Origin of the sequence: Methyloceanibacter sp., assembly GCF_050728395.1 — a bacterium.
Classification (GTDB): domain Bacteria; phylum Pseudomonadota; class Alphaproteobacteria; order Rhizobiales; family Methyloligellaceae; genus Methyloceanibacter.
This window is the reverse complement of sequence record NZ_JBOHJB010000009.1, coordinates 1-23,905: the sequence shown is the minus strand read 5'-3', so window position 1 is coordinate 23,905 and position 23,905 is coordinate 1. Positions and strand designations below refer to the sequence as shown.

The window sequence follows — 23,905 nt, the reverse complement described above, 5'->3', positions numbered from 1 at the left end:
TGCCATGGAGCGGCGGACTTTTTGTCCGCTGCACCGGATGCCCATCAATCCGGTAGTGTAGAGCGTATCGCCGCAACGCTGGCTGCGAGAGACTTCTCGAGCGTCTTGAGCGAAGATTCCACGTCACCGCCCTCCCTGAGAGCGTGTTCGCATTCGCCCGCCGTTTCGGCGATGGCGATTACTCCAAGCGACCCGGCCGCACCTCTTAACGAATGGAGTTCGCGCTCGGCGGTCGCGCGATCGCCGGCCGCGAGCGCGGTCCGAACGGTTACCACGCTTCCCGATTGCTTCTCGGCAAACTTACGCAACAATGCCTCGTAGCGCTCGCGCTTGTTGCCAAGCCGCTTCAGCGCCCCTGCCGTGTCGATGCCCTCTATTGTCAGCGCGTCATGCGTCACGTGAGGCCTCTAGGTCGCAGCGGTGTTACGTGCACGGGTCCATTGCGACAGGACCCGGAACAGTTCCTGCGCGTCGATAGGCTTCGGTATGTGGTCGTTCATGCCAGCTTCGAGGCATTTGTCCCGGTCTGCGGCCATGGCGTTGGCCGTCATGGCGATGATCGGCAAGCCGTCGAAACGCGGGTCCGATCTTATGGCTCGTGTCGCCTCGATACCGTCCATGACTGGCATCTGCATATCCATGAGAACAAGGTCATAGGCTTTGGCTAGCACCATGCGGACGGCCATCTCGCCGTTCTCGGCAACATCGACTTCCACCTTCGCGTCCTCGAGCTGGCCAAGTGCCACCTCTTGATTGATCTCATTATCTTCTACCAGCAGGACGCGGGCCCCGCGCGTTAGGTTGACGTCGAAGAGGACCGCGCCTGGGACCATGTTGGGCGCAATGTCGGAAGTTTGGAGTATTGCAAGAGTGGTGTCGAAAAGAGTCGACGAGGTCACCGGTTTGACCAGCACACTCTCAATGCCGTTCTCCTCGGCTTGCTTCAGCACCTCTTCGCGGCCATAGGCTGTCACCATGACGAGGTGAGGCGGATTAGGCAAGTCGAGCATCCCAATGATCCGCTTGGAGGTCTCGATTCCATCGAGCTTCGGCATTTGCCAATCGACAAAGGCGATTTCGTAAGGCTGCCCGGCCTCGGCAGCTTGACGAACCATAGCGATTCCTTCCTCGCCTGAGGCTGCTTCATCCACAACGAAGCCCATTCCCGCCAGGAGGCTGGATATGACGGCGCGCGCTGGCGGATTGTCGTCGATTATCAATACGCGCCGTCCCTGGAGGTCCGAGCGGAGGACGCGCTGACGCCCCGGCGCCACGCTCTTTTCTAGGTAGGCGGTAAACCAGAAAGTACTTCCCTTGCCTGGCTCGCTCGTAACCCCGACTTTCCCGCCCATCAATTCCGCCAGGCGCTTCGAGATAGTCAGCCCAAGTCCGGTGCCGCCATATTGGCGAGTCGTCGATGCATCGGCCTGCTCGAAGGCTTGGAACAGACGACCAATTTGCTCTTCAGTCATGCCAATCCCCGTGTCGCTGACCGAAAATTTGACCAATAATCGGTCACCATTCGCCTCAAGCACTCTCGCCCTGACAACGACCTCTCCCTTCTCCGTGAACTTAATGGCGTTGTTGCAGTAATTGATCAGTATCTGCCCGAGCCGAAGTGGATCGCCTCTGAGACAGTCGGCAGCAACCGACGGCTCGACGTCGAAAATCACTTCCAATCCCTTCGCCGACGCTCTCTCCGAAACTGCGTTGCTGACATTTTCCAGGACTTTATCCAGGTCGAATTCGATGGTTTCGACCGATAACTTGCCTGCTTCCACCTTTGAGAAATCGAGGATGTCATTGATGATGCCGAGAAGGTGCTGGCCCGAATTCTTGATCTTCAGCAGATAGTCCCGCTGACGCGGCGAGAGCTCCGTCTTCAGAATGAGTTGCGACAGTCCGATGATTGCGTTCATCGGCGTTCGGATCTCGTGACTCATATTCGCAAGGAACGTGCTTTTGGCTTCGTTTGCTCCCTGTGCCACGCGGGTAGCTTCCGCCAGCTTCGTTTGTGCCGTCCCAAGTTCTTGAAACGAGCGTTGCAGCTGATTGTGGGTTTTTAGCTGGTCTGCGAATATGAATCCCAAGCCGGCCACCAGCAAGGCAAGCACGGCCCCTACAGCACCGATCAGGACCTTAGAACGGTCACGCTCAATTGCTGTCTGCTTGGCGATGTCGCCGACATACTGGCTCAGCGCACCCATCCCATCGGCATAAATTTTCTTTTGCTCTTCGTATACCTGACCGAAGACGATCGCCCTCGCCTCGGTGAGATCGCCGTTCTTGACCAGCCCAAACGCCCGCGTCTCCATTTCGACCAGTTTGTCATTGGCCACGCTGGTCTTTTGTCGGACGGCTTCGCGTAGGGCCAGGGGTGCAAGGTTCATCGCCTCGGCAATTGCATCATCCAATGTCTGCAGCAGTTCATTATACCGATCCACATATCTGTAATCGCCGGTCTGTGCCGCGGCACGTACCAGCCAAGTTAGCATTTCATCCAGACGGGTAATTTCGCCCCGCAAAACCATCATGCGAGAGTCGCGGTCGATTACCCTATTGGCGAGTTGGTAAGTCGAATAGACCTGCCAGCCCAGCCAACCAATGCCGCCTAGTATCAGCAGAAAGAGGATGACGACGAATGCGGTCGTCTTACCTTTTTCCATGACTCTACTCCCAGATTCCTTCGCGGATTGGTGAGATTGATTCAGGTCAACGATGCGATTCAGTTAGGAGGGGTTCGCGCGGAAGTGGGGCGCACCGCGCGAACTATAACAGAACAACCAGGAGCGAAAGTCATTGAAGCCCCCACGCACCGCATACGCTTCCCCTGACTTCATGCAAGACGCACCGGCCCGCCTGCACGCGTTTAGATTGCCTCAGGCTCGGTATGTCTAGCCGGACAGCCAGCTCCGATGCTAATGAAGGCGGATTATGGCGCATTTTGGCTTTTCAGTGTTATGCGCCAGACAAAAACGTCGGCATTTCCCAGTATGAAGATAGGTCAAGAAGGTCTGCGTTAAAGGAGCGCAGTAATGAATAGACCGTTGTTTGCGCTGACACTGGGCTTGCTCGTGGGGGCGGCGCTGTCGCCGGTGGCCGGTGCGCAATTCAGGGCCCGCTGCCATCGGCAAGTTTAGGGACTAGCAATCGAGCCGCACGTACCGAATTCCCGAAGGCTTGCAAGTTCGCGACAGACGATGTCATAACTCCAAATTACTTTCATCACATAATCAGTGGAGGTGTAGCGTGGCGGGGAAATCATCGAAACCCGAAGCCGAGTTGGTTGACCCCGTTGCCGCCGCGCAACTGGGCAACGGTCCGCTTCCTGTCGGCGAAGTCGTGGGCGTGGACAAGATCCGCGATCTACTGTTTGGCAACCAGATGCAAGACTACGATCGCCGCTTCTCCAAGCTGGAGGAACGGTTTCTCCAGCGCTTCAAGGACATCGAGTCCGAGACGGCGCGCAATCTCAGCGCCTTCGAATCGAACGCGAAGAAGCAGGTCGAGTCGCTCGCGGGCCAGCTCCGCGAAGAGAAGGACTTGCGCGCCGATGCCGACAAGGAGATCGAGCGGACGCTGCGCGAGCATAATCAGTCGCTGGAAAAACGGCTTCGCGCGACGTCGGACCAATTGAGCCAGCTCGAGCGCGACATGGCCGACCGCCTGACCCAGGAAGCGCAGTCGTTGCGCGAGGAGATCAAGCGCAAGAACGAGGATCTTCAGCACGCAATCGAGAAAATGTTCGCCGAGCTCAGCAACGTCAAGACCGATCGCAACCTGCTGGCCGGGCTGTTCGTCGAGGTCGCCAAGTGCCTGAACCAGGACGCGGCGAGCGTCGCCAAGGGCGGGATCGAACCATCGCGTGGCCGGGCGGCCAGCTAGCGCCGTGAGTTGAGCACCTCCCCCGATATCCTTGAGGGGCTGCTTCGCCCGCACTCGGGCGATGACGCTATCGATCGGAAAGCGCTTGCGGGCCTGCTCATCGAAATCGCGCAGAGCCTGAAGCCGGAGCTGCGCTCACAGCAAAACGGCGTGCGCCCGGGCGATCTGCAACTCGAGCAGCTGCGGACCTTGCTGGTCGGCCGCGAGATTGAGACGTTGTCGCGGCTCACCGGCGTGGTGGACGATCCCGAGCGCTTGGCTGCGGTGATCGGGCGGGTCTTGCCGACCGCGATCGCCCAGGCGACGAGCGATACGCGGATGGGGCATGTATTGGCGCCCGTCATGGAGAAGGCGGCGGAGAGCTCGATCCGGACCAATCCCGGAACGCTGGTCAACATCCTTTATCCGACGATCGTGCCGGCGATCCGCAAATCGATCGGCGAGACCATCGACGAGACGTTCCAGCGGCTCAATCAGACCCTGAAATACAGCCTCACCTGGCGAGGGCTCAAATGGCGCTGGGAAGCCTGGCGCACTGGATCGTCCTTCGCCGAGGTCGTGCTCAAGCATACCCTGGTCTATCAGGTGGAACACGTATTCCTGGTCCACCGTCATACCGGGTTGCTGATCGCCCATGTGGCAGCCGCGAATGCGGTGAGCCAAGACCCGCAGCTCGTCTCTTCGATGCTGATCGCGATCCAGGATTTTGTCCGCGATTCCTTCACCGGCGCCGAGCACCAGGGGCTCGACTCGGTGCGTCTGGGGGAGCTGCGGCTATGGTCCGAGCCTGGACCGTTTGCCGCGCTGGTCGCGGTTATTCGCGGCGATCCGCCGGAGGGGCTGCACGATACGATGCGCGACACCCTGTCGCGCATTCACGCCGAGCGGCATCATGCGCTCGAGAGCTTCGACGGCGACAGCGCCGGCCTCGGCGATGTCGAGGCGCGGCTGCGCGAACTGGTGGTGCTTGGCGAGCATGAGCCGCCGCGCGCCAGGCTGGCACGTTTGGTCATTTTGACCTTGGTATTGCTCCTGCTGGCAATCGCCGGGGCATGGGCCGCGCGGTGGTGGCACAACCAACAGCTTTGGGAAGGCTATCTGGAACGGCTACGGGCAGAGCCCGGAATTGTGATCACCGAAGCGGGCAAGCGCGACGGTAAATTCGTGGTTTCAGGCTTGCGTGATCCGTTGGCGGCCGACCCGCAGGCAGTGCTGCGCGAGGCGGCAGTTAATCCCGATTGGGTCGTCGCCAGCTGGCTCCCCTATCAGTCGCTTGATCCGCAATCGGTGCTGAGACGGCTCAAGGCGTCGCTCGATCCGCCGCCGAGCGTAACCCTGGCGATCGCAGGTAACCGCATCGTGGCGCAAGGGTCGGCGCCGCGGCAATGGCTCGACCGCGCGAACGATGCTGCGCAGACGCTGCCGGCCGGGGCGCCCGGCTTCGACCTCGCCGGGGTACGCAATGAAGATGAGGCGGACGAGCAGCAATGGCGAGCCTATGTGGCGCGGCTGCGGGCCGAGCCTGGCATCGTCATTACCAAGGCGGAAGCGCACGACGGCAAGTTCCTCCTGTCCGGCTTGCGCGATCCACTGGCCATCGACCCGCTCGTGCTCATGGTCGCGGTGGGGATCGATCCGGAGCGAGTCACGGCGCATTTCGAGCCCTATGAGGCGCTCGACTCGCAATCGGTGTTGAAGCGGCTCAAAGCATCGCTCCATCCGCCGCCGAGCGTGACGCTCGCGATCGATGGCAACCGCATCGTGGCGCAAGGGTCGGCGCCGCGGCAATGGCTTGACCGCGCGCACGCTGTTGCGCAGATGCTGCCGGCCGGGGCACCCGGCTTCGACCTCGCCGGGGTACGCAATGAAGATGAGGCGGACGAGCAGCAATGGCGAGCCTATGTGGCGCGGCTGCGGGCCGAGCCCGGCATCGTGGTCACCCGGTCGGAAGCGCGTGACGGCAAGTTCCTGCTGTCGGGCTTGCGCGACCCGCTCGCCATCGACCCGCTTAAGCTCCTGGGCGAGGCGGGAATCGATCCGGCGCGGGTCGAGGCCCATTTCGAGCCCTATCAGGGGCTCGACCCGCAATTCGTGCTCAAGCGGCTGCAGGCTTCCCTCAATCCGCCACCTGGCGTGACGTTCGCAGTCGACGGCGACCGCATCGTGGCGCGAGGAGAGGCCCCCTCGCCGTGGATCTCGCGCGCCCGCAAGGTCGGCAGCTCGCTGCCGGCAGGGGCGCCGGTTTTGGACGTGTCGGCCGTGCGCGACATCAGCGAGGGCGCACTCGGCAAATTGCGTGATGCCATCCAGGCACGCAGCATTAATTTTGACAGCGGCAAGTCGCTGCCGGCCGCCGGCCAGGAGCAGGTTCTCGATGAGATCGCGAACGAGCTGAATGAGCTCGTGAAGTTGTCTTCCACCTTGCACGCCATCACCAGGATGACGCTGACCGGGCATGCGGACAGCCAAGGCCAGGGCACCTCCAACCTGTCGCTAAGCGTGGCGCGCGCCGAGACGGTACGCGCGCTTCTGAAGAAGCGCGGCGTCGATCCCGATCTGCTTCAAGTGCGCGGCGCGGGTCAGCTCGAGCCGATTGCCGACGACAGTTCCGCGGCCGCAGCGGCCGCCCGCTTGGCCAACCGCCGCGTTTCGTTCTCGATCGGGTTCGAGGAGCAGCCATGACGGCGGCGCTGCAGAAGAAGATCTGCATGATCGGCGGCTTCTCGGTGGGCAAGACCAGCCTGGTCAAGCGCTACGTCCAGAGCGTGTTCTCCGAAACCTATCTCACCACTGTCGGAGTGAAGATCGACAAGAAGACCGTGGAACTTCCCGATCGTACCGTGAACCTCATCCTTTGGGACCTCGCGGGAGAGGACGACATCAACTCATTCCGCATGACCAATATGCGCGGGGCCGCCGGATACGTGCTGGTCGCCGACGGGACGCGCCCTACGACCCTCGACGTCGCACTTTCGCTGCGCCAGCGCGTGGAAGCCGATCACGGTCCGCTGCCGTTCGTGCTGCTCCTGAACAAGAGCGACCTCAAGGAACAATGGGCGATCGGCGATGCTGAAATGGCGGGGCTACGCCAGAACGGCTTGTGGGTGCAGCCGAGCAGTGCGCGAACCGGCGAAGGCGTCGAGGATGCCTTCAAGGACCTCGCGGTCCGCGCCTCGAGCTGATCCATGGACGGCGTGCCCGCGAACCTGGCGGAGCGGCTGCAAGAGCTGACCTATGACGAGCGGGCCGTCGCCTATCTGCAGGTCGACGATGCGACTCTCAATCTCGTGGGCGCCGGTGGCCATCTTGACAATTATGGGCTAGCGGCCGTCCGCCTCGGCGAACCGGCAGCCGAGCAGGCCTTCTTTCTCGAGGGGCTTCTGCCGCTCATGGAGTCGCCCTTTTTCGTTCCTTCGATTGAGTTCGACTGCGGCCGCGCCGCCGACCTTCATTTTCATGAAGACGCCGGCAACGTGTGGGTATTGCTGATCGACGTCACCGATCAGCGCGATGCGACCCGCCGCCTCCAGCAGAAGGCTTATGACATGACGCTCCTGCAGGAGAAGGAGGCGGAGCTCAATCGACGCCTGGAGGACATGAACCGCGAGCTCGAGGCCGCCAATGACTTTCTCGTCAGGATCTCGACGAAGATCTCGCACTATCTCGCGCCCCAAATCTACAAGAGCATTTTCAGCGGTCAGAAGGATGTCACCATTCACACCGAGCGCAAGGAGCTCACCATCTTCTTCTCCGATATCAAGGATTTCACCGCTACCACAGAGCACCTGCAGCCAGAGGCGATCACGCTCCTCCTTAACGAGTATTTCACGGAGATGTCGGTGATCGCGCTGAAGCATGGCGGTACCGTCGATAAATTCATCGGTGACGCCCTGGTGATCTTCTTCGGCGACCCCGAGACCAAGGGCACTGTGGAGGACGCCAGGGCCTGCCTCGGCATGGCGACGGAGATGCAGAGTCGGCTAGCCGAACTGAACGTCAAATGGCGTAGCGCGGGTACGGAGCAGCCGTTCCGCGTGCGCATGGGTGTCAACACCGGCTTCTGCAACGTTGGCAATTTCGGCAGCGTCAACCGCATGGACTATACTGCCATTGGTGCCGAGGTTAATCTCGCGGCGCGTCTCCAATCGATCGCCGAGCCTGGACATATCGTCATCAGCTACGAGACCTACGTTCTCGTGCGCGACGTCGTGGCGGCGCGCGCGTTGCCACAGATCTCGGTAAAGGGCATTGGCCGCATGGTGGTTCCCTATGTCGTGGAGGGTGTGCTGGACGAAGCGGGGCAGAAGATTGAAATCTTCAGCGAACACATGACCGGCCTCGACTTCTATCTCGATCCCAGGGCCGTCGACGCCACCGCGCTTGAGCGCATTCGGGCGACGCTTAAGAATGCCATTGCCGCCCTGGAGGGGCGCGGCGGGGAGGACGCTCCAGCTGGGATCGTGCGACCGGACCAAATGGACCCGGGTTGTAGTCCTCCCCCTAACGATAAAGCTCGATGAAGGTATAGCGTCAACGCGCGGGTAAACCCCTTCTTCGAGCGAGATTCTCACCCGCTCCATGAATGTCGTGCCGCATGCACTGCTTCGTGCTACGGGCCCTGTTCCGCCGGAGAGGGCGGCAGGGCGAGCCCGCGCCCATCGAGCCTCCACATGAAGATCGCGACCTTCAACATCAACAACGTCAACAAACGCCTCTCCAATCTTCTTGAGTGGCTCGAAGCGGCTAAGCCCGACGTCGTCTGCCTTCAGGAGTTGAAGGCGGCGGACGACGATTTTCCGAAAGAGGCGATCGAGAAAGCCGGCTACGGCGCGGTCTGGAGCGGCGAAAAATCGTGGAACGGCGTCGCCATCCTTGCGCGCGACAGCGAGCCGATCGTGACGCGCAACCGGCTCCCCGGCGACCCTGACGACAGGCAGAGCCGCTATATCGAGGCCGCGGTCAACGGCGTGCTGGTCACCTCGCTCTATGCGCCGAACGGTAACCCTCAGCCAGGCGCCAAATTCTCTTACAAGCTCGCCTGGATGGAGCGCTTGCTGGCGCATGCGGCGGAACTCTACGCCGAGGACGTTCCCGTGGTGCTTGCCGGCGATTTCAATGTCGTGCCGACCGATCGCGACATCTATCCCTCCACCTCCTATGCCAAGAATGCGCTGGTGCAGCCCGAGCCTCGGGCCTTGTTCCGAGAGCTCCTCGATCAGGGCTGGGTCGACGCGATCCGCAAGCTTCATCCCGGCGAGCCCATGTACACCTTTTGGGACTATTTGCGGAATCGCTGGCCGCGCGACGCAGGTCTTCGCCTCGATCATCTGTTGTTGAGCAAGAAGGCCGCGAAACGGCTGGTCGATGCGGGAGTGGATCGCGAGGTGCGGGGAATTTCCGGCGCCAGCGATCATGCTCCGGCCTGGATCGTTTTGCGCGATGAGACGAAGCCGAAACGCGCCTCGGCGCGCCGGGACGCGCGGCAGCTCAAGCGCCGGAGATGAGAGCGAGCAAACCCTTGAGCAGGGCTTCCGGCGTCGGTGGGCAGCCCCTGATGTGCAGATCGACGGGAACGACCTTCGACACACCGCCTTCCACCGCATAGCTACCGGCGAAGATGCCGCCGTCGGCGGCGCAATTGCCGACGGCCACCACCCATTTCGGGTCCGGCGTCGCCGCGTAAGTCCGCTCCAGCGCCTCGCGCATGTTCTTGGTGACGGGGCCGGTCACCAGCAGCACATCGGCATGGCGGGGAGAGGCGACGAAACGCAAGCCGAAGCGCTCGAGATCGTAGAAGGCGTTGTTCAGCGCATGGATCTCGAGCTCGCAGGCATTGCACGAGCCGGCATCGACTTCGCGAATGGCAAGGCTCCGGCCGAGCTTCCGCCGCGCGACGCGATCGAGACTTGCCGCAAGCTCGGCGAGCGCAGCCTCGTCTGGCGCCGGCGCCGGCTCGGTCAGACGCCCGCGCGCCACATTCTTGAAGATGAGTCGGCGCATGCGGTGTCCCTAGAGGTCGTGGCCCGAATAGGAGCAGTTGAAGGATTTGTTGCACAGCGGGAAGTCGGCGACGATGTTGCCCTCGATGGCGACTTCCAAGAGCGGCCATTGGAACCAGGACGCATCGCGCATGTGGCAGCGCTCGATCAGCCCGTCCTCGCCGATGCGAACATAGATGAGCACGTCGCCGCGAAAGGCCTCGACCAGTGCAAGACCCTCCCTCACGCCGCCGGACTTGGCGCGCTCGGTGTGCAGCTTGCCCTCGGGGAGACGCTCTATGATCTGCTCGATCAGCTTCAGGCTCTGCTCGACCTCGCGGATGCGGATCCACACCCGCGCATTGACGTCGCCATCATCGCGCACCGGCGCCTCGAATTCGAGCTCGTCATAGGGCGCATAGGCCACGGCCTTGCGCGCATCGAAGGCGCGGCCTGAGGCGCGTCCGACATAGCCGCCGGCGCCGAAACTGCGCGCCAGGGTCGGTGAGAGATAGCCTGTGGTCACGGTCCGGTCTTGCAGCGACGCGGTGTTGTCGTAGATATCGACCACGCCAGGGAAGCTCGAGCGCACCGTTTCGAGCAGCGCGCGGAGAGCCTCGATGCCGGCCTCGCTGAGATCGTCGGTGACACCGCCAGGCACGATGCGGTCCATCATCAGCCTGTGGCCGAAACAGGCCTGCGCCGCGCGGAGCGTGCGCTCGCGCAGGATGCCGCATTCGGCGAAGGCCAGCGAGAAGGAGGCGTCGTTGCAGATAGCGCCGATGTCGCCGAAATGATTGGCGAGGCGCTCAAGCTCGGCCATCAGCGCGCGGAGCCATACGGCGCGCGCCGGAACATCGATCTGCAGCGCGGATTCGATCGCTTGCGCGAAGGCGAGGGCGTAGGCCACGGTGCTGTCGCCTGAGGCGCGGCCGGCAAGCTTGGCGCCCTTGTCGAGGGTGGCGCCGGTCATCAGCGACTCGGTGCCCTTGTGCACATAGCCGAGCCTCTGCTCCAGCCGAACCACGGTCTCGCCGTTGGCTGTGAAGCGGAAATGCCCCGGCTCGATGATGCCGGCATGGACGGGGCCGACCGGGATCTGATGCAGATCCTCCCCCTCAACCGGCAGGAAGGCATACGGATAGGCTTCGATCGCGCGCTTTCGGCGCTTGCCGAGCGGGCGGGTCACGCCCCAGAAACCGAGATCGAGCCAATGCCTGGTATCTGAGGCGCTGGTCGGTTTCAGGCCGTAGAGGTCGGCGATGGTGCGCTCGAGCCTGATCGCCGCCGGATGGTGGGCGCCGACCGAGGGAAACTTGCCGTCGGGGCAGGGAAGGGTGAACACCGCGATCGCGCCCGACAGCTCCTCGAGCAGGGCAAGATGAACTGCGTCCTTATCGCCCCACAGCCCAAGCAGCGTGGCGGTCGCCTCGACCAGCTCCCGCACGGCACGCTGCCAGCCGTCGGCGCCGACGATGGCGCGCGGGAAAGGACGGTGGCCTTCCGCTTTGCGGCCGGTCTTGGCGATGGCGGTGAGCGGCATGGTCCTCACCTATCCGAGAAGCTTGGCCACGGCCTGGAACCAGGCGACCAGCGAGGCAGGCAGATAAATGCCCGCGATGAGGATGAGCCCGAGATGAAGGATCATCGGGACGTACGAGCATTTCACCTTGTGGTTCGCGCCTTTGGGCTCGCCGAAGGCGATGCGGTTCAATTGCATGAACAGCGCGCCGATGGCAATCAGCAGCCCCAGCACGAGCGGAATGGCGAGCAGCGGTTGTTTCGCCAAGGTGGCATTCACCATCAGGAACTCGCTGGTAAAGATGCCGAGCGGCGGCAGCCCGGCGATGGCCGCGACCCCGGCCACCAATCCCCAGCCGATCAAGGGATTGGTCGAAGTGAGCCCGCCCATGTCGGCGATCTTCTGCGTGCCCTTGACTTGCGAGATGTCGCCGACGGCGAAGAAGATGGCCGACTTGGTCAGCGAGTGCAGCGCCATGTGCAGCAGCCCGGCGAAATTCGCGATCGGTCCGCCGAGGCCGAAGGCAAAAGTGATGAGGCCCATGTGCTCGATGGAGGAATAGGCGAACAGGCGTTTGATGTCGCGCCGGCGGTAAAGCATGAAGGCGCCGAACAGGAGAGAGACGAGGCCCATGCCGATCATCAGCGGCCCAGGAGCAAGCGCCTCGGGATTGCCGGCGAGCAGCATCTTGCAGCGAAGCAGCGCGTAGAGCGCCACGTTCAGCAGCAGGCCTGAAAGCACAGCGGTGATCGGCGTCGGCCCTTCGGCATGGGCATCGGGCAGCCAGGCATGCAGCGGAAAGAGGCCGATCTTGGTGCCGTAGCCGAGCAGCAGGAACACGAAGGCGAGGTTGAGCATCGCGGGCTCAAGCTTTGCCGCATGGGTTACGAGGTCGGTCCACACCATGGCATTGAGGCCGGCGCCCATCACCGGCTCGGCCGCCATATAGACGAGGATGGTGCCGAACAAAGCGAGCGCGATGCCGACGCTCGCCAGAATGAAATATTTCCAGGCGGCCTCGATCGCCGCGTGGGTGCGGTAGATGCCGACCATGACCACGGTGGTCAGCGTGGCAAGCTCGATCGCCACCCACATCACGCCGATATTGTTGCTGAGGAGCGCGAGAACAAAGGCGAGCGTCAGCGCCTGATAGAGGGCGTGGTAGAGCTTGAGGAAGGAAGGCGTCACCCGCCCGGTCTCGAGCTCATACTCGACATAGGTCGCGCTGAACACGCTGGTGGTGAAGCTGACGAAGGCGATGAGCACCACGAAGATGGTGTTGAACTCATCGACCAGCACATAGGCGCCGGGAGCGGGGCGCTCGGCCCACAGCAACGACAGTGCGGCAATGAAGGTGAGGAAGGATGCGCCGGCATTGACATAGGCGCTCATCTTGGAGCCAGGCATCAAGGCGATTAGCACCGCTGCGAGCGCCGGGATGAGAAAGAGCAAGGTGACGGAATCGAAGCTCATCCGTGCTCACCCCGATAGCGGTCGAGTGCCGCGATATCGACTGTGTCGAAACGCTCGCGGATGCGGAACAGGAAGATGCCGATGACGATGAAGGCAATGAGGATGGAGAAGGCGACGCTGATCTCGACCACAAGCGGCATGCCCTTGGCGCCGGTGGCGGCAAGCACCAACCCGTTCTCCAGCGACATGAATCCCACCACCTGACTGACGGCGTTGCGCCGCGTCACCATCATCAACAGGCCGAGCAGCACCACCGACAGCGCGAAGGCGAGGTCCTCTCGGGCGAGCAGTCCGGCGCCTTCGGTCGCGCGCAGCGTCACCACCATGGCGAGCGCCACGAGCCCCATGCCGAGCAGCATAGTGAGGCCGATGCCCCCCACGGTCTCAATCTCGCGCTGGATGCCGAGCTTGACGATCATGCGGTGCAGCGCCACCGGGATGATGATCGCCTTGAACGTGAGCGCGATCGCCGCGGTGATGTAGAGATGCGGGGCGTCCTGAATGTAAGCCTGCCAGGCAACCGACAGCGCAAGCACAACCGCATGCAGGGCGTAGACGTTGAGCAAGGCGTAGAGCCGGTCCTGGTAGAGCAGCATGAAGCTCACCAGAACGAGCGAGCCGGCAAGGAGATGCGCGATGTCGAAATTGAGGCCCTGCATCTAAAGGCTCCGCGACACGAAGAGAAGCAAGGTGGCAAGGAGAGCGAGCATCAGCGCTGCGCCGAGAAATTCGGGCACGCGAAACACGCGCATCTTGGCGATGGAAGTCTCGAACACCGCGAGCAGGAAGCCGCCGCCAGCGAGCTTGGCGAAATAGGCGGCGACGCCGATCAGCATTGCCGTTAGACCTGCATCAGGCGCGGCAATGCCCCAAGGCATGAACAGGCAGGCGATCAGCGACACGTAGAGCAGAAGCTTGAGCTCCGCCGACAAATCGATGAGCGCCAAGTGCCGGCCCGAATATTCCAGCACCATGGCCTCATGCACCATGGTCAGCTCGAGATGCGTCGCCGGATTGTCGACCGGGATGCGCGCATTCTCGGCGATCGCCACGATGATCAACGCGATCAGCGCGAGCCCGAGCGAGAAGCGCAAGCCGGCTTGGCCGGAGGCAAGGAATTCCGCCATGGTGGAGAGCTGCGTCGAGCCCGCGACCAGTGCCAGCGTGAACACGATCATCAGCATGGCCGGCTCGGCGAGCGAGGCGATCATCACCTCGCGGCTCGAGCCGATGCCGCCGAAGCTCGTGCCGACGTCGAGTCCGGCGAGCGCAAGGAAGAAGCGTGCAAGCCCGAGCAGGGCGATGATGACGATGAGGTCCGCCGACCAGGAGAACATCAGGCCGGTGGCGAAGGTCGGCACTAGCGCCGCAGCCACCCAGGTTGCAGCGAAGATGAGATAGGGGATGGCGCGGAACAGCCACGACGCGCTGTTCGCCAGCACCACATCCTTGCGCATCAGGCGGATGAGATCGCGGTAAGGCTGGATGAGCGGCGGCCCTTGGCGGCGCAGCAGCCGCGCCTTGACTTTGCGCACGAAGCCGACAAGCAGCGGCGCGAGCGCCAGCACCAGCAGCATCTGTGCGGCCTGCACCGCGAGTGTGGCGATCATGGCCATATCGCGAGCACCAGCAGCAGGCCGACGAGCGAGACGAAGACGAAGCCGAGATAATGGCGGATGCTGAGATATTGCAGCTTGTTCAGCCGGTCGGCGACATAGGCGACGGCGACCGCGATCGGCTCATAGAGGGCGTCCCAGATCGTGTCGGTGAGGCGCACCACGAGGCGTGCAGGCCGTCCATCGCCGGGCGGCGGCATATCGACGGTTTCGCTCGCCCGAAACACGAGCGTCCCGAACACGCGGCGGATCGGCTGGGCGAAGCTCGAGGCGGTGTATTGCGTCTGCGTGCTCGGGTCGGGATAGCCGCAATCCCAGGCCGGACCTCGGCGCATCCGGTTCGATGCGAATTGGTGGATGACGACCGCAGCAGAGACGCCGGAGAACACCATGAACAGAAACACGAGGAGGCCGTTATAGGAGCTGCGGCCCTCGGCGATGGGCACGATGGAGAGGAAGGGCACGCCGCTTTGCAGCGGCATGCTGGCGCCGACCATGGATTTGGCCACGGGGGCGAGCGCATCGATGAAATAGCCGGGCAGGATACCGGCGAGCAGGCAGAGCGCGGCAAGCACGAACATCGACGTGAGCGAAAACGCATCGGTCTCGTGCGCGCGGCGCGCGGATTCGCTGCGCGGCCGGCCGAGAAAGCTGATGCCGAAGGCCTTGACGAAGCAGGCCGCGGCGAGCGCCGCCGACAGCGCCAGCAGCGCGCCGACCGCCGGGATGAGGAATTTCAGGCCCCAGGCAGGGATCTGCGGGCTCTGCAAAATGGCTTGGAAGGTCAGCCATTCGGAGACGAAGCCGTTGAGCGGCGGCAGCGCCGAGATGGCGACGCAGCCGACCAGGAAGGTGAAGGCGGTGAGCGGCATGCGGTGAATGAGACCGCCGAGATGCTCCATGTTGCGCTCGCCGGTCGCGGTCAGCACCGCGCCCGAGCCGAGGAACAGCAGGTTCTTGAACAGCGAATGGTTGAGCACATGCAGAATGGCCGCGGTGAAGGCGAGCGCTGCCGCCCAGCCGAGGCCGTAGGCCTGAAATCCAAGCGCGAGCCCAAGGCCGATGAAGATGATGCCGATATTCTCCACCGTGTGATAGGCGAGCAGCCGCTTCAGATCGTGCTGCATCAGCGCGTAGAGCACGCCCATGACGCAGGTGACGCCGGCAAGCGCAAGCACCACCATGCTCCACCACCAGGCTGGATCGCCCAACAGGTCGAACACGATGCGCACGAAGGCGTAGACCGCGACCTTGGTCATCACGCCGCTGAGCAGGCCGGACACGTGGCTCGGGGCGGCCGGGTGGGCGAGCGGCAGCCAGGCATGCAGCGGCACGAGACCAGCCTTGGAGCCGGTACCGATCAACACAAGGACGAGCACGATCGCGACCAGGGTGGAACCTGGATGGGTGGCGCGGATCGCGTCGAAGGCGTAGGCGCCGTCAGGTCCGGCAAGAAGGCCGAAGGCCAGCAGAAGCGCGAGCGTGCCGAAGCTCGCCATGACCAGGTAGATATAGCCCGCGCGCAAATTCTCGCGCACATGGTCGTGCGCCATCACCAATGCCCACGACGACAGCGACATGAACTCCCAGGAGAAGAGGAAAGTGAAGGCGTCGTCGGCGATGACGACGAGAATCATGGCGGCGAGGAACAGCGGGTAGAAGGGCAGCACGCGCTGCGGCGCCGTCTCGTGGCGGCCGAAGCCGATCCCATAGAGGCTCGCGGCGGCGCCGCCGAGGTTGATCACCACGAGAAAGAACGCCGACAGCGCGTCCAAGCGGAAATGGGCGCCGAGCCAGGGAAGCCCGATCGGCAGGATCGAAGTCTCGGCCGGGGCTTGCCCAAGCAGAGCGGCGAGCCCGGCCACGAGACCGATGCCGCAAAGGGCGAGCGACCCTCCGTAGATGAGGGGGCGGTCGAGCGAACTTCCTCTAACGAGAAGGGACAAGACCGAGAGGGCGATGAGAGCCGCAACGGTGGCGAGGATGACGGTGAGTACCATCCCGGAGCTCACAAAGCGGGCCGCGCGCCGCGGCTCCCGGTCCGGCCTCCGGGAGCCTCAGCGCCAGCTTGGCTGCCGGCAGGATCAAGAGCCTCGTTCGATTTCATGCGCGTAACGACATTCCCCCGGCGGACCACCTCTCGCTCGCCTTCATCCGCTGCCCGGGCTAGGAGAAAAATCCAGCCATTTCAGCGTGTTCGCTGGTCAATTGCCAGGAAGGCCCCGCGGAGTTCCGCATTTGCGCAGCAGTCTATGACGGCTCCTTCTAGCAAGATCGAAAAATGATGTCATGGAGTTCGCGCAAGACAAAATCTCGCTTTTCAAGCCTGGCTTGGAGGTGCAAGACGAAAGCCCTGGCGCCTGCAACCAAAAATGGAGCAGGCGAAGGCTCGTGCCCCGCGTTCGAAGGCTCGCGACTGGAGGCGAGGGCTGATGGCCGGCGTCACCATCTTGCTCGCTTCAACGCGTTACGCCCTGATCGTTGAGGATCGCCATTCAAAGACTCCGACGGCTGCATGAAAAAGGAGACGGAGATGCGCCAAGTCCTGCTGCCACTGACTCTCTTCGCCCTTCTGCTCGTCCCCGCTGGCGCCGGGCCGACGATCATCGGCGAGCGTGACGGAAAGGATGTCGTCACCGTCCGCCCGGGAGATGCGACCCAGTCGAAACAGGGCCTGCCCAACTTTGTGGGCATCTCGGGCGCGACCGCCGGAGCCAAGCATCTCAGCCTGCTGAAGGTCGTCATTCCGCCGGGCGGTTCGGCCGAGGCGCATGTGCACAAGGGCTATGAGTCGGCAATCTATCTGATGCAGGGGCGGGTCGAGACCCGCTATGGCGAAGGGCTGAAGAAAAGCGTGGTGAATGTCGCCGGAGACTTCCTGTTCATCCCGCCTGACGTGCCTCACCAACCGTTCAACCTCAGCGACACCGAGCCCGCCATTGCCATCGTGACGCGCAACGATCCGAACGAGCAGGAGCACGTGGTGGTCTATCCAAAGGACGCAAAGCAATAGTTCCGCCCGACATTTGCGAGCTGTGTCACTCCGTCCGCTGAGCCGGTTACCAAGCTGAAGAATCGCAGCTTCTTTACCGGGGTCATCTGTGTAGACTAGGGTATTCCACAAGGCCGCCAAGCTTTCTTGGCGCGGGGTGAGTTATTCGCATCGTTTGGGGAGGGGTGGACATGAAACGAGTTGGTTATCTTCTCTTCGGCCTGGCCGCTATGGCCATGGTCATTGGCCTCGCGCCGGAGGTCCTGGCCCGCGCGCTCATCGCCATTCCCTTACAGGGTCAAAGCGCACAGCAGCAGGAGAACGATCGCGGCGACTGCGGCGACTATGCCGCCCAGGTAACTGGCTATAGCCCCTCCGGGCTTCCGATCCTCGTGCGCCGGGGACCGCCCGGTGCGATCTCAGGTCCGGTTGCCACGCCGCCGGTTTTGGTGCAGACCGCACAGGGTCCCGTGGTGACATCGTCGGCGCCGCCGGCGGGCCTGATCGGCGGCATCATCAACAATCGGCAGCTTGCCGCGCTGGACGTCCTCTACGCCAATTATCTCGCCGCCGGGGCCGCCTGCCTCACCGCGCGTGGCTATCAAGTCCAGATACCAGCAGTCCAGACGCAATAAGGAGAGCGCAATGCGAAATTCGATGCTGAGGGCCTCGGCCCTGGTTGCCGCCCTTTGCGCCCTGCCGGTCGCCGCGTCCGCCGCTGCGAGCGGCTCCTACATCTGCGCCATCGGCGAGGTCTATGAATGCCTCGGTGTGACCGGCTGCAAGCGCGTGTCCACCGACACCATCAACCTCTCCGAGTTCATCGTGGTCGACGTCGACAAGAAGATGTTGACGGGGGCTTCCATGAACGAGACCCCTCAGACGGAGGACATCGAGGGCGTCAGCTCCAACGACAAGAACATCTTCCTCTACGGCACGCAGGACCAGGAAACCTGGAACGCGACCATATCGCTCGAGAATGGTGCGCTCACCGGCGGCATCTCGAGCGGCCCGTCTTCCTTTGCGCTGTTCGGCAACTGCACTCAGAAGTAGCTCCCGCGAAGTGGCGTCACCCCGGCGAAAGCCGGGGTCCAGTCTTTTTTGGCGCGTCCCGCGCCACTGGATTCCGGCTTACGCCGGAATGACGATGACAAGGAATGCTTCGGCTCACGGATTGGCCTTGGCCGGCGGAAAGATCGTCTTCCAGTCGCCTTTCATGTCGACCACGGTCCAGCCCTTGGCATTCGCCTCATCGAGCGCCTTGTCGAGCTTGCCGACGGTCGAGTTCCGGTCGTAGGCGTATTCGCGGACCGCATCGGTGTGATGCACGAGCCCCATGTAGCGCAAGCCGTCTCCCGCCGCGGTCCATTCCAGCATCTCCTTGTCGCCGTCGGAATTGCCGAAGGCGAAGATCGGGCGCCGGCCGATGAAATGATTGATGCCTGCTGGCTTGCCTGGCCCGTCATCGACGAACAGTACCTTCGGCATCTTGATCAGCACCGGGCTTGCGTCCCACATCTGATATTGGGTGACGCCGGCCGAGCCGATGACCTGCTCCGGCGGGATGCCGTAGGTCTTGTCGGCGAAGTTGCGCATGAATTCGACGCCGCCTCCCGACACGATGAAGGTCTTGAAGCCGTTGGCGCGGAGATAATCGAGCAACTCGATCATCGGCTGGTAGACGAGGTCGGTGTAAGGCACCTTGAAGCGAGGATGCTTGGCCGTGGCCAGCCATTCCTTCACCTCTTTGTCGAAATCCGTGGTGCTCATGCCTGAATGGGTGGCCTCCACGATCTCGACCATGCCCTTCTCGCCCATCGCCGCGACCGCGCTCATGTTGCCGACGAGGATCGACTTGAACGGCTCTTGCGTCGCCCACTCCGGGTGCTTGCCGGCCGTGGCCTTGACGCGGTCGATGGCGAAAGCGAACTGGGTGTAGATCGGCTGCTCCACCCACAGCGTGCCGTCATTGTCGATAGTGGCAATGCGCTCTGCCGGCTTCACATAGTCGGGGCTGCCTTCCTTGGTCACCGCCGTCACGAAGTCGACAATGGATTGCTTGGTGTGTCCGTCGTTCCAGGAGGGCAGGGGATCCGGCACCGCGGCCCGCGCTTGGATCGAAGTGAAACCAAAGAGTCCGAGAGTGAGCAAGGCCGCAAGAAACGTCCTGCGGCTAAACCTGTTCAACATCGAGACCTCCCTTGTGATGTTGCGAGCTATGAGCGTCCGAGGAAGCTCTTGATCAGCTCGAGCGTCTTGGCCGGCGCCTCGACCATGGGAGAATGCCCCGGCCCATCGATGATTTCCACCCTCGCCCCCGCCACCTTTTCGAACAGCTTGGCGCTCGAGGGCGAGATGAGCTGATCGCGCGAGCCGAAGATGACGAGAAGCGGCGGCGGTGGATTGAGCGCGGCAAGCCGCTCGAACACCGGCTTCGCCGTCTCGTACGCCATGCTGTCGTCATGCGCGGTGCGGAAGGCGGTGTAGGTGAGCTGCTTCACATCGGCGACGAACTCGTCCGGCACCGGGAAGCCCGGCGCAAAGCCCTGAGCCAGCATCTCGCGAATAGTCGCATCGGTCATGAATCGCGACATGAGCTCGCCGAGCACCGGCATCAGCGCGAGCCGCGTCCCGAGCTTGAACGTGGTCTCTGGCTTCGGCGGCGAGTCGATCAGCACCATGCGCTCGACCCTTTGCGGATTGGCCTCGGCGAAAGCCGTCGCCACCTCGCCGCCCATGGAGTGGCCGATGACGGTGACGCGGCCGGCGCCAAGCTTGTCGAGCACGCTGGCGACAAGCGACGCCTGCCGTTCGATCGAATAGCCCGACCGAGGTGCCTCGGTGCCGCCATGGCCGATCAGGTCGATGCGGATCACCCGGTGGTCGGCGGCAAGTGCCGGCGCGATCTCGTCCCACCAATCGAGCGCAGCGCCGAAGCCGTGGATCAGGACGATCGGCGGGCCTACGCCCTCGACCTTCACATTGGCCGGCACAATACCGGTTTCGACAATCTCGCCGCCGTCGCGCGCCTCGGCCGGCCGCGTTCGCGAATCAACGACCACGGTGTTGACGGCCAGCAGCGCCACGACCGCCAGCAGAGAAAGAATAAGTCCAAGCGACCAACCCCTGCTCCTTGGAGAAAAGCGTTGGCCTTTGGACTTTGTCTTTGCCGCACCAGTCATGACGCCGGGGCGATTGGCTTGCGTCGTTTATTTTCCCTGGCGTGCCTGAATGGCTTTCAAGATCTGATCCTTGACAGCCTCGAGGTTGAACGAGGCGGCCTGTTGCATTGGCGGGAAGTCGATGAAGCTCTGGGCGAACTTCGCCACCTCCTGCTGCACGAAAACGAACCGCCAGAATTCATAAGTGTACCATTGCGCCTGATACATCGATTGCTCAGGCGTGCTGGTCCGCTCGAAGGGGTCGAGCTTGAGGTTGGTCAGGATCGGCCAATCGAGGTGGACGGTATTGCCGAGCCAGCCGCCGGGCTGATCGGTGAAGCGGTATTTGTAGTCGCCGATGCGCACCGCGCCGAGCGTCGTCTCTGTGAAGTAGAAGAGCTCATTGCGCGCAGACGGGCTCTTGCCGGCAAGGAAATCGATCTGGTTGTAACCATCGAGATGCACCTTGTAGGTCTGACCGCCGATTTCCTTCCCGGTCAGCAATTCTGCGACGATGTTCGGATTGCCCGCCGCCGCGACAAAGGTCGGGAACCAGTCGAGCCCCGAGATCACCCCATTTTCGATCGTTCCCGGGGCAACCTTCCCCGGCCAGCGCATGATGGCGGGCACGCGGAAGCCGCCTTCGAGCGCCGTTCCCTTGCCGCCGGCAAACGGCGTCTGGCCGCCATCAGGCCAGGTGAAGTTCTCGGTGCCGTTGTCGGTGGTGAACACGATGATGGTGTTGCCGTCGAGCCCCGCATCCTTGAGATGCTGCAATACGGCGCCGATCACGTCGTCCATCTGCGCCATGCCGGCTTCCTCGATCGACCAGCCGTTCTCGGCGGTGCGCATGCCCTCGTATTTGGGCGAGAGGTGAGTGACAACATGCATGCGCGAGGGATTCATCCACACGAAGAAGGGCTTGCCGTCGCTCTTCGCCTTGTCGATGAAGGCAATGGTCTTATCGCGAATGACCTCGTCGACCGTCTCCATGTTGTATTTGATGCCGTCCATGGGGTGCGGCGGAAGCGGGCCCTCATCCTCGATCTTCTGCTTGCCGACCTTGCCCCAGCGCGGATCGACGGTCGGATCGTCGGTGTCGGTGGCGAGCGTGTGCAGCAAATTGCGCGGGCCGACCTTGTCCTTGAGGTTCTGCGGATAGTTCGGGTGGAACGGATCCTCCATGGCGTCGAGGTGGTAGAGGTATCCCCAGAACTCATCGAAACCGTGGACGGTGGGAAGATATTCGTTGCGGTCGCCGAGATGGTTCTTACCGAACTGACCGGTGGCGTAGCCCATGGACTTGAGCACGGTGGCAATCGTCGGCGCCTTGTCCGGCATGCCGACGGTGGCGCCTGCCTGGCCGACAGTGGTCAGCCCGGTGCGCATGGGAAGCTCTCCGGTGATGAAATTGGCGCGGCCCGCGGTGCAGCTCGCCTCGGCATAATAGGCATTGAACAGCATGCCTTCGGAGGCAAGTTTGTCGAGGTTCGGCGTCTTGCCCGCCATCATGCCGCGGTGATAGGCGCCGATGTTGAACCAGCCGATGTCGTCGCCCATGATGACGATGATGTTGGGCTTGGTGTCGGCTTGCGCCAGCGCCGGTCTCGCGCCGAGCAGCGCGACGACCAGAGACGCGAGCAACAAAACTCCAGTCCTGACGAAACTCATGGCGTTTACTCCTCCTCGTTCAGGTCTTGTATTTTGCATCTTAAGCGGCGGGAAAGCCGATGTAACCGGCGAAGATGCCGAATGCCTAAGGATGAGGGGAATTTGGATGAATTCCTTGGCGAATTGGTGACGGCGAAATGCCGTTAGTCGGGCTTGGTTTCGTCCTCGATTTCCAGCGTCACCAGCCTTGCCAGCAAGGTTGCTGGATAAAGCTGCCCGACCATCGATTCCACATTGACGAGGCTGCGGGCGAAGGGGTGGATCGGCGAGATATCGCCCGATCCCCCCGTGGTCAGCGTGCCGAAGCTGAAATAAATCATGGTGCTCGACAGCGTCGGGCTGTCCTTCACCGCCATCGCGGAAAAGGCATCGGCAGAGAATAAGCCCACAAGGGCGTAAAGCGCCGCGAAAGTAAGCCCGATGGCGAGATAGAGCAGGATCGCGCCCATGATGCGGTGATAGGTGATGCGTCCCGGCGCGAACACCGCGCGGCCCACCACCCAGATCAGCACGAACCCGATGATGATCCAGGCGGCGGCGTTCAATAAGATGTCGAACGGCGAGGGGCCGCGCAATCGAAACCACGCCGCGGCGGCTGACAGGCTGACCCCGAACAGCATCAGCACTGCGGAGACTGCCTTGCCGGAAAGCACGAGAAGCGCTCCGGCGACCGCCAAGGCGAGCAGGAAGCCGACAATGTTGGTGTCGCGGGCTGCGCTTTCATGCAGCGGGGCGAGCACGAACATCCACACCGCAAGCACAATCGTCAGCGCTGTGAGCAGCGGATCTCGCCACCGCTCCCGCAGGCGACTGAGGTCTTCTCTAGCGGCGTCACGCTTGGCCGTTTGCCGAACCATGGCGGGCTCGTAAATTGTGGATGGCTACCAGCGGAAGGCCGCGCCCAAAATTGGGCCGTGCTGGACCCAGTCGAGGCCGCTGCGGCCATGCGCGCCGATTTGGCTGTAATCGACCGACAGCGCGCGATAGCCGACGATACTGCGCATCGTGGTGCCGAAGGCGTTCACATCGAAGCCGTAAGTGGCGACCGCCTGCCAGGAGAAGTCGCTCCCCGCCCCGAATCCGCCGACGTCGCCTTCAAGGTTGAGCTCGGACCCGGAGGCCATCACGTGCCGCATGCGTCCGCCGACCACCGGATCGACCCATTCAAGATCGTCGGCGCGGGCGACGGCAACGGCTCTCGAGCCTTTCACGTTCCGCCGCAGGTCCAGACCGACGCGCCTGAAATCGGCCTGGACGTCAGCCGTCAGCGTGCCCTGAACTTTGAGCGAGAGATCGACGTCCTGGCTCCAATACCGCGCGCTGCCCATCACATCGAGCGCCGTGTACGACGTCGAATCTCCCCATTTGGCGACTTCATAGAAAACGCCGGATTGGACGATGGCCTCCTGGTAATCGAGTTGAGCCCTGGCGTTGATATTCAGCTTGCCTTTGATCGTTCCTTTGAAGTCGCGGAGTCTGGCGAAGGGATTGCCCGACACGCTTCGGCTGACGTCGTAATTCAGATGGCCCGGGAAGCCGAGATCGGCCCACACCGCGTCGGTGAAGAATCCGAACCGGCCCTTGCGCGCTTCGAAATAGCCCATGAG

21 protein-coding genes are annotated in these 23,905 nt (G+C 62.7%); 8 read left to right on the top strand and 13 right to left on the bottom strand.

What is annotated here, in order from left to right; all coding sequences use genetic code 11:
• Window positions 1-44: 44 nt before the first annotated feature.
• Both ACREC7_RS03000 and ACREC7_RS02995 read right to left on the bottom strand, forming a co-directional pair.
• Window positions 45-398, bottom strand: coding sequence for an Hpt domain-containing protein (locus tag ACREC7_RS03000; protein WP_431554211.1), 354 nt, complete (start codon window positions 396-398; stop codon window positions 45-47).
• 9 nt (window positions 399-407) lie between these two features.
• Window positions 408-2,666: a response regulator gene (locus tag ACREC7_RS02995; RefSeq protein ID WP_431554210.1), complete on the bottom strand. Its 2,259-nt coding sequence runs from the start codon at window positions 2,664-2,666 to the stop codon at window positions 408-410.
• Between the two features lie 583 nt (window positions 2,667-3,249).
• Between ACREC7_RS02995 and ACREC7_RS02990 the strand changes: the two genes are divergently transcribed.
• From ACREC7_RS02990 to xth, 5 genes are all read left to right on the top strand, one after another.
• Window positions 3,250-3,885 carry a hypothetical protein gene (locus ACREC7_RS02990; protein WP_431554209.1) on the top strand — a complete coding sequence of 212 codons (636 nt, stop codon included), beginning with the start codon at window positions 3,250-3,252 and terminating at the stop codon, window positions 3,883-3,885.
• 9 nt (window positions 3,886-3,894) lie between these two features.
• Window positions 3,895-6,567 (top strand): OmpA family protein, encoded by a 2,673-nt coding sequence (locus ACREC7_RS02985; protein WP_431554208.1) that lies wholly within the window; start codon window positions 3,895-3,897, stop codon window positions 6,565-6,567.
• Window positions 6,564-7,067, top strand: a complete 504-nt coding sequence (locus ACREC7_RS02980) for a Rab family GTPase (RefSeq protein WP_431554207.1) — start codon at window positions 6,564-6,566, stop codon at window positions 7,065-7,067. Before ACREC7_RS02985 ends, ACREC7_RS02980 begins: the two co-directional genes overlap by 4 nt.
• 3 nt (window positions 7,068-7,070) lie before the next feature.
• Complete coding sequence (locus tag ACREC7_RS02975) at window positions 7,071-8,405, top strand: adenylate/guanylate cyclase domain-containing protein (RefSeq protein WP_431554206.1); 1,335 nt, start codon at window positions 7,071-7,073, stop codon at window positions 8,403-8,405.
• 150 nt (window positions 8,406-8,555) lie between these two features.
• A complete protein-coding gene (xth, locus tag ACREC7_RS02970; RefSeq protein ID WP_431554205.1) occupies window positions 8,556-9,389 on the top strand; it encodes an exodeoxyribonuclease III in 834 nt (277 codons plus the stop codon).
• Here the strand turns inward: xth and ACREC7_RS02965 are convergent.
• From ACREC7_RS02965 to hyfB, 6 genes are read right to left on the bottom strand one after another with little or no spacing between them, the layout of a single operon-like run.
• Complete coding sequence (locus ACREC7_RS02965) at window positions 9,373-9,885, bottom strand: NADH-quinone oxidoreductase subunit B family protein (RefSeq protein WP_431554204.1); 513 nt, start codon at window positions 9,883-9,885, stop codon at window positions 9,373-9,375. The two genes, xth and ACREC7_RS02965, sit on opposite strands and share 17 nt — an antisense overlap.
• A 9-nt stretch (window positions 9,886-9,894) precedes the next feature.
• On the bottom strand, window positions 9,895-11,406 hold the full coding sequence (locus tag ACREC7_RS02960) for a hydrogenase expression protein HypE (protein ID WP_431554203.1): 1,512 nt from the start codon (window positions 11,404-11,406) through the stop codon (window positions 9,895-9,897).
• Between the two features lie 9 nt (window positions 11,407-11,415).
• Complete coding sequence (locus tag ACREC7_RS02955) at window positions 11,416-12,858, bottom strand: hydrogenase 4 subunit F (RefSeq protein WP_431554202.1); 1,443 nt, start codon at window positions 12,856-12,858, stop codon at window positions 11,416-11,418.
• Entirely contained in the window at window positions 12,855-13,517 is a 663-nt protein-coding gene (locus tag ACREC7_RS02950) for a hydrogenase-4 component E (RefSeq protein WP_431554201.1), read from the bottom strand. Before ACREC7_RS02950 ends, ACREC7_RS02955 begins: the two co-directional genes overlap by 4 nt.
• Window positions 13,518-14,474: a respiratory chain complex I subunit 1 family protein gene (locus ACREC7_RS02945; protein WP_431554200.1), complete on the bottom strand. Its 957-nt coding sequence runs from the start codon at window positions 14,472-14,474 to the stop codon at window positions 13,518-13,520.
• Window positions 14,465-16,474 (bottom strand): hydrogenase 4 subunit B, encoded by a 2,010-nt coding sequence (hyfB, locus tag ACREC7_RS02940; protein ID WP_431554199.1) that lies wholly within the window; start codon window positions 16,472-16,474, stop codon window positions 14,465-14,467. The genes ACREC7_RS02945 and hyfB overlap by 10 nt, the downstream gene beginning before the upstream one ends.
• 533 nt (window positions 16,475-17,007) lie before the next feature.
• Here hyfB and ACREC7_RS02935 point away from each other — a divergent pair.
• The 3 genes from ACREC7_RS02935 (at window position 17,008) to ACREC7_RS02925 (ending at window position 18,519) form a co-directional block, all read left to right on the top strand.
• Window positions 17,008-17,487 carry a cupin domain-containing protein gene (locus tag ACREC7_RS02935; protein ID WP_431554198.1) on the top strand — a complete coding sequence of 160 codons (480 nt, stop codon included), beginning with the start codon at window positions 17,008-17,010 and terminating at the stop codon, window positions 17,485-17,487.
• A 170-nt stretch (window positions 17,488-17,657) separates the two neighbouring features.
• Complete coding sequence (locus ACREC7_RS02930; protein WP_431554197.1) at window positions 17,658-18,101, top strand: hypothetical protein; 444 nt, start codon at window positions 17,658-17,660, stop codon at window positions 18,099-18,101.
• A gap of 10 nt (window positions 18,102-18,111) precedes the next feature.
• Window positions 18,112-18,519 (top strand): hypothetical protein, encoded by a 408-nt coding sequence (locus ACREC7_RS02925; protein WP_431554196.1) that lies wholly within the window; start codon window positions 18,112-18,114, stop codon window positions 18,517-18,519.
• A gap of 114 nt (window positions 18,520-18,633) precedes the next feature.
• Here the strand turns inward: ACREC7_RS02925 and ACREC7_RS02920 are convergent, their stop codons facing one another.
• The 5 genes from ACREC7_RS02920 to ACREC7_RS02900 form a co-directional block, all read right to left on the bottom strand.
• Window positions 18,634-19,656, bottom strand: a complete 1,023-nt coding sequence (locus ACREC7_RS02920) for an HAD family hydrolase (RefSeq protein WP_431554195.1) — start codon at window positions 19,654-19,656, stop codon at window positions 18,634-18,636.
• Between the two features lie 26 nt (window positions 19,657-19,682).
• Window positions 19,683-20,552, bottom strand: a complete 870-nt coding sequence (locus ACREC7_RS02915; RefSeq protein WP_431554194.1) for an alpha/beta fold hydrolase — start codon at window positions 20,550-20,552, stop codon at window positions 19,683-19,685.
• Between the two features lie 123 nt (window positions 20,553-20,675).
• Window positions 20,676-22,298: an arylsulfatase gene (locus ACREC7_RS02910; protein ID WP_431554193.1), complete on the bottom strand. Its 1,623-nt coding sequence runs from the start codon at window positions 22,296-22,298 to the stop codon at window positions 20,676-20,678.
• A gap of 143 nt (window positions 22,299-22,441) precedes the next feature.
• The gene (locus ACREC7_RS02905) at window positions 22,442-23,155 is read right to left on the bottom strand and encodes an ion channel (protein ID WP_431554192.1); all 714 of its coding nucleotides are present in this window, start codon (window positions 23,153-23,155) and stop codon (window positions 22,442-22,444) included.
• 24 nt (window positions 23,156-23,179) lie between these two features.
• On the bottom strand, window positions 23,180-23,905 hold a 726-nt coding region (locus tag ACREC7_RS02900; protein WP_431554191.1), incomplete at its 5' end, for a hypothetical protein.

Excerpts from the sequence above, each read along its gene's own strand:
- hyfB (WP_431554199.1), bottom strand. The coding sequence starts at position 16,474 with ATGGTACTCACCGTCATCCTCGCCACCGTTGCGGCTCTCATCGCCCTC.
- ACREC7_RS02935 (WP_431554198.1), top strand. The coding sequence starts at position 17,008 with ATGCGCCAAGTCCTGCTGCCACTGACTCTCTTCGCCCTTCTGCTCGTC.
- ACREC7_RS02955 (WP_431554202.1), bottom strand. The coding sequence starts at position 12,858 with ATGAGCTTCGATTCCGTCACCTTGCTCTTTCTCATCCCGGCGCTCGCA.
- ACREC7_RS02945 (WP_431554200.1), bottom strand. The coding sequence starts at position 14,474 with ATGGCCATGATCGCCACACTCGCGGTGCAGGCCGCACAGATGCTGCTG.
- ACREC7_RS02910 (WP_431554193.1), bottom strand. The coding sequence starts at position 22,298 with ATGAGTTTCGTCAGGACTGGAGTTTTGTTGCTCGCGTCTCTGGTCGTC.
- ACREC7_RS02950 (WP_431554201.1), bottom strand. The coding sequence starts at position 13,517 with ATGCAGGGCCTCAATTTCGACATCGCGCATCTCCTTGCCGGCTCGCTC.
- ACREC7_RS02975 (WP_431554206.1), top strand. The coding sequence starts at position 7,071 with ATGGACGGCGTGCCCGCGAACCTGGCGGAGCGGCTGCAAGAGCTGACC.
- ACREC7_RS02965 (WP_431554204.1), bottom strand. The coding sequence starts at position 9,885 with ATGCGCCGACTCATCTTCAAGAATGTGGCGCGCGGGCGTCTGACCGAG.
- ACREC7_RS02920 (WP_431554195.1), bottom strand. The coding sequence starts at position 19,656 with ATGTTGAACAGGTTTAGCCGCAGGACGTTTCTTGCGGCCTTGCTCACT.
- ACREC7_RS02995 (WP_431554210.1), bottom strand. The coding sequence starts at position 2,666 with ATGGAAAAAGGTAAGACGACCGCATTCGTCGTCATCCTCTTTCTGCTG.
- ACREC7_RS02930 (WP_431554197.1), top strand. The coding sequence starts at position 17,658 with ATGAAACGAGTTGGTTATCTTCTCTTCGGCCTGGCCGCTATGGCCATG.
- ACREC7_RS02980 (WP_431554207.1), top strand. The coding sequence starts at position 6,564 with ATGACGGCGGCGCTGCAGAAGAAGATCTGCATGATCGGCGGCTTCTCG.
- ACREC7_RS02905 (WP_431554192.1), bottom strand. The coding sequence starts at position 23,155 with ATGGTTCGGCAAACGGCCAAGCGTGACGCCGCTAGAGAAGACCTCAGT.
- xth (WP_431554205.1), top strand. The coding sequence starts at position 8,556 with ATGAAGATCGCGACCTTCAACATCAACAACGTCAACAAACGCCTCTCC.
- ACREC7_RS02925 (WP_431554196.1), top strand. The coding sequence starts at position 18,112 with ATGCGAAATTCGATGCTGAGGGCCTCGGCCCTGGTTGCCGCCCTTTGC.
- ACREC7_RS02960 (WP_431554203.1), bottom strand. The coding sequence starts at position 11,406 with ATGCCGCTCACCGCCATCGCCAAGACCGGCCGCAAAGCGGAAGGCCAC.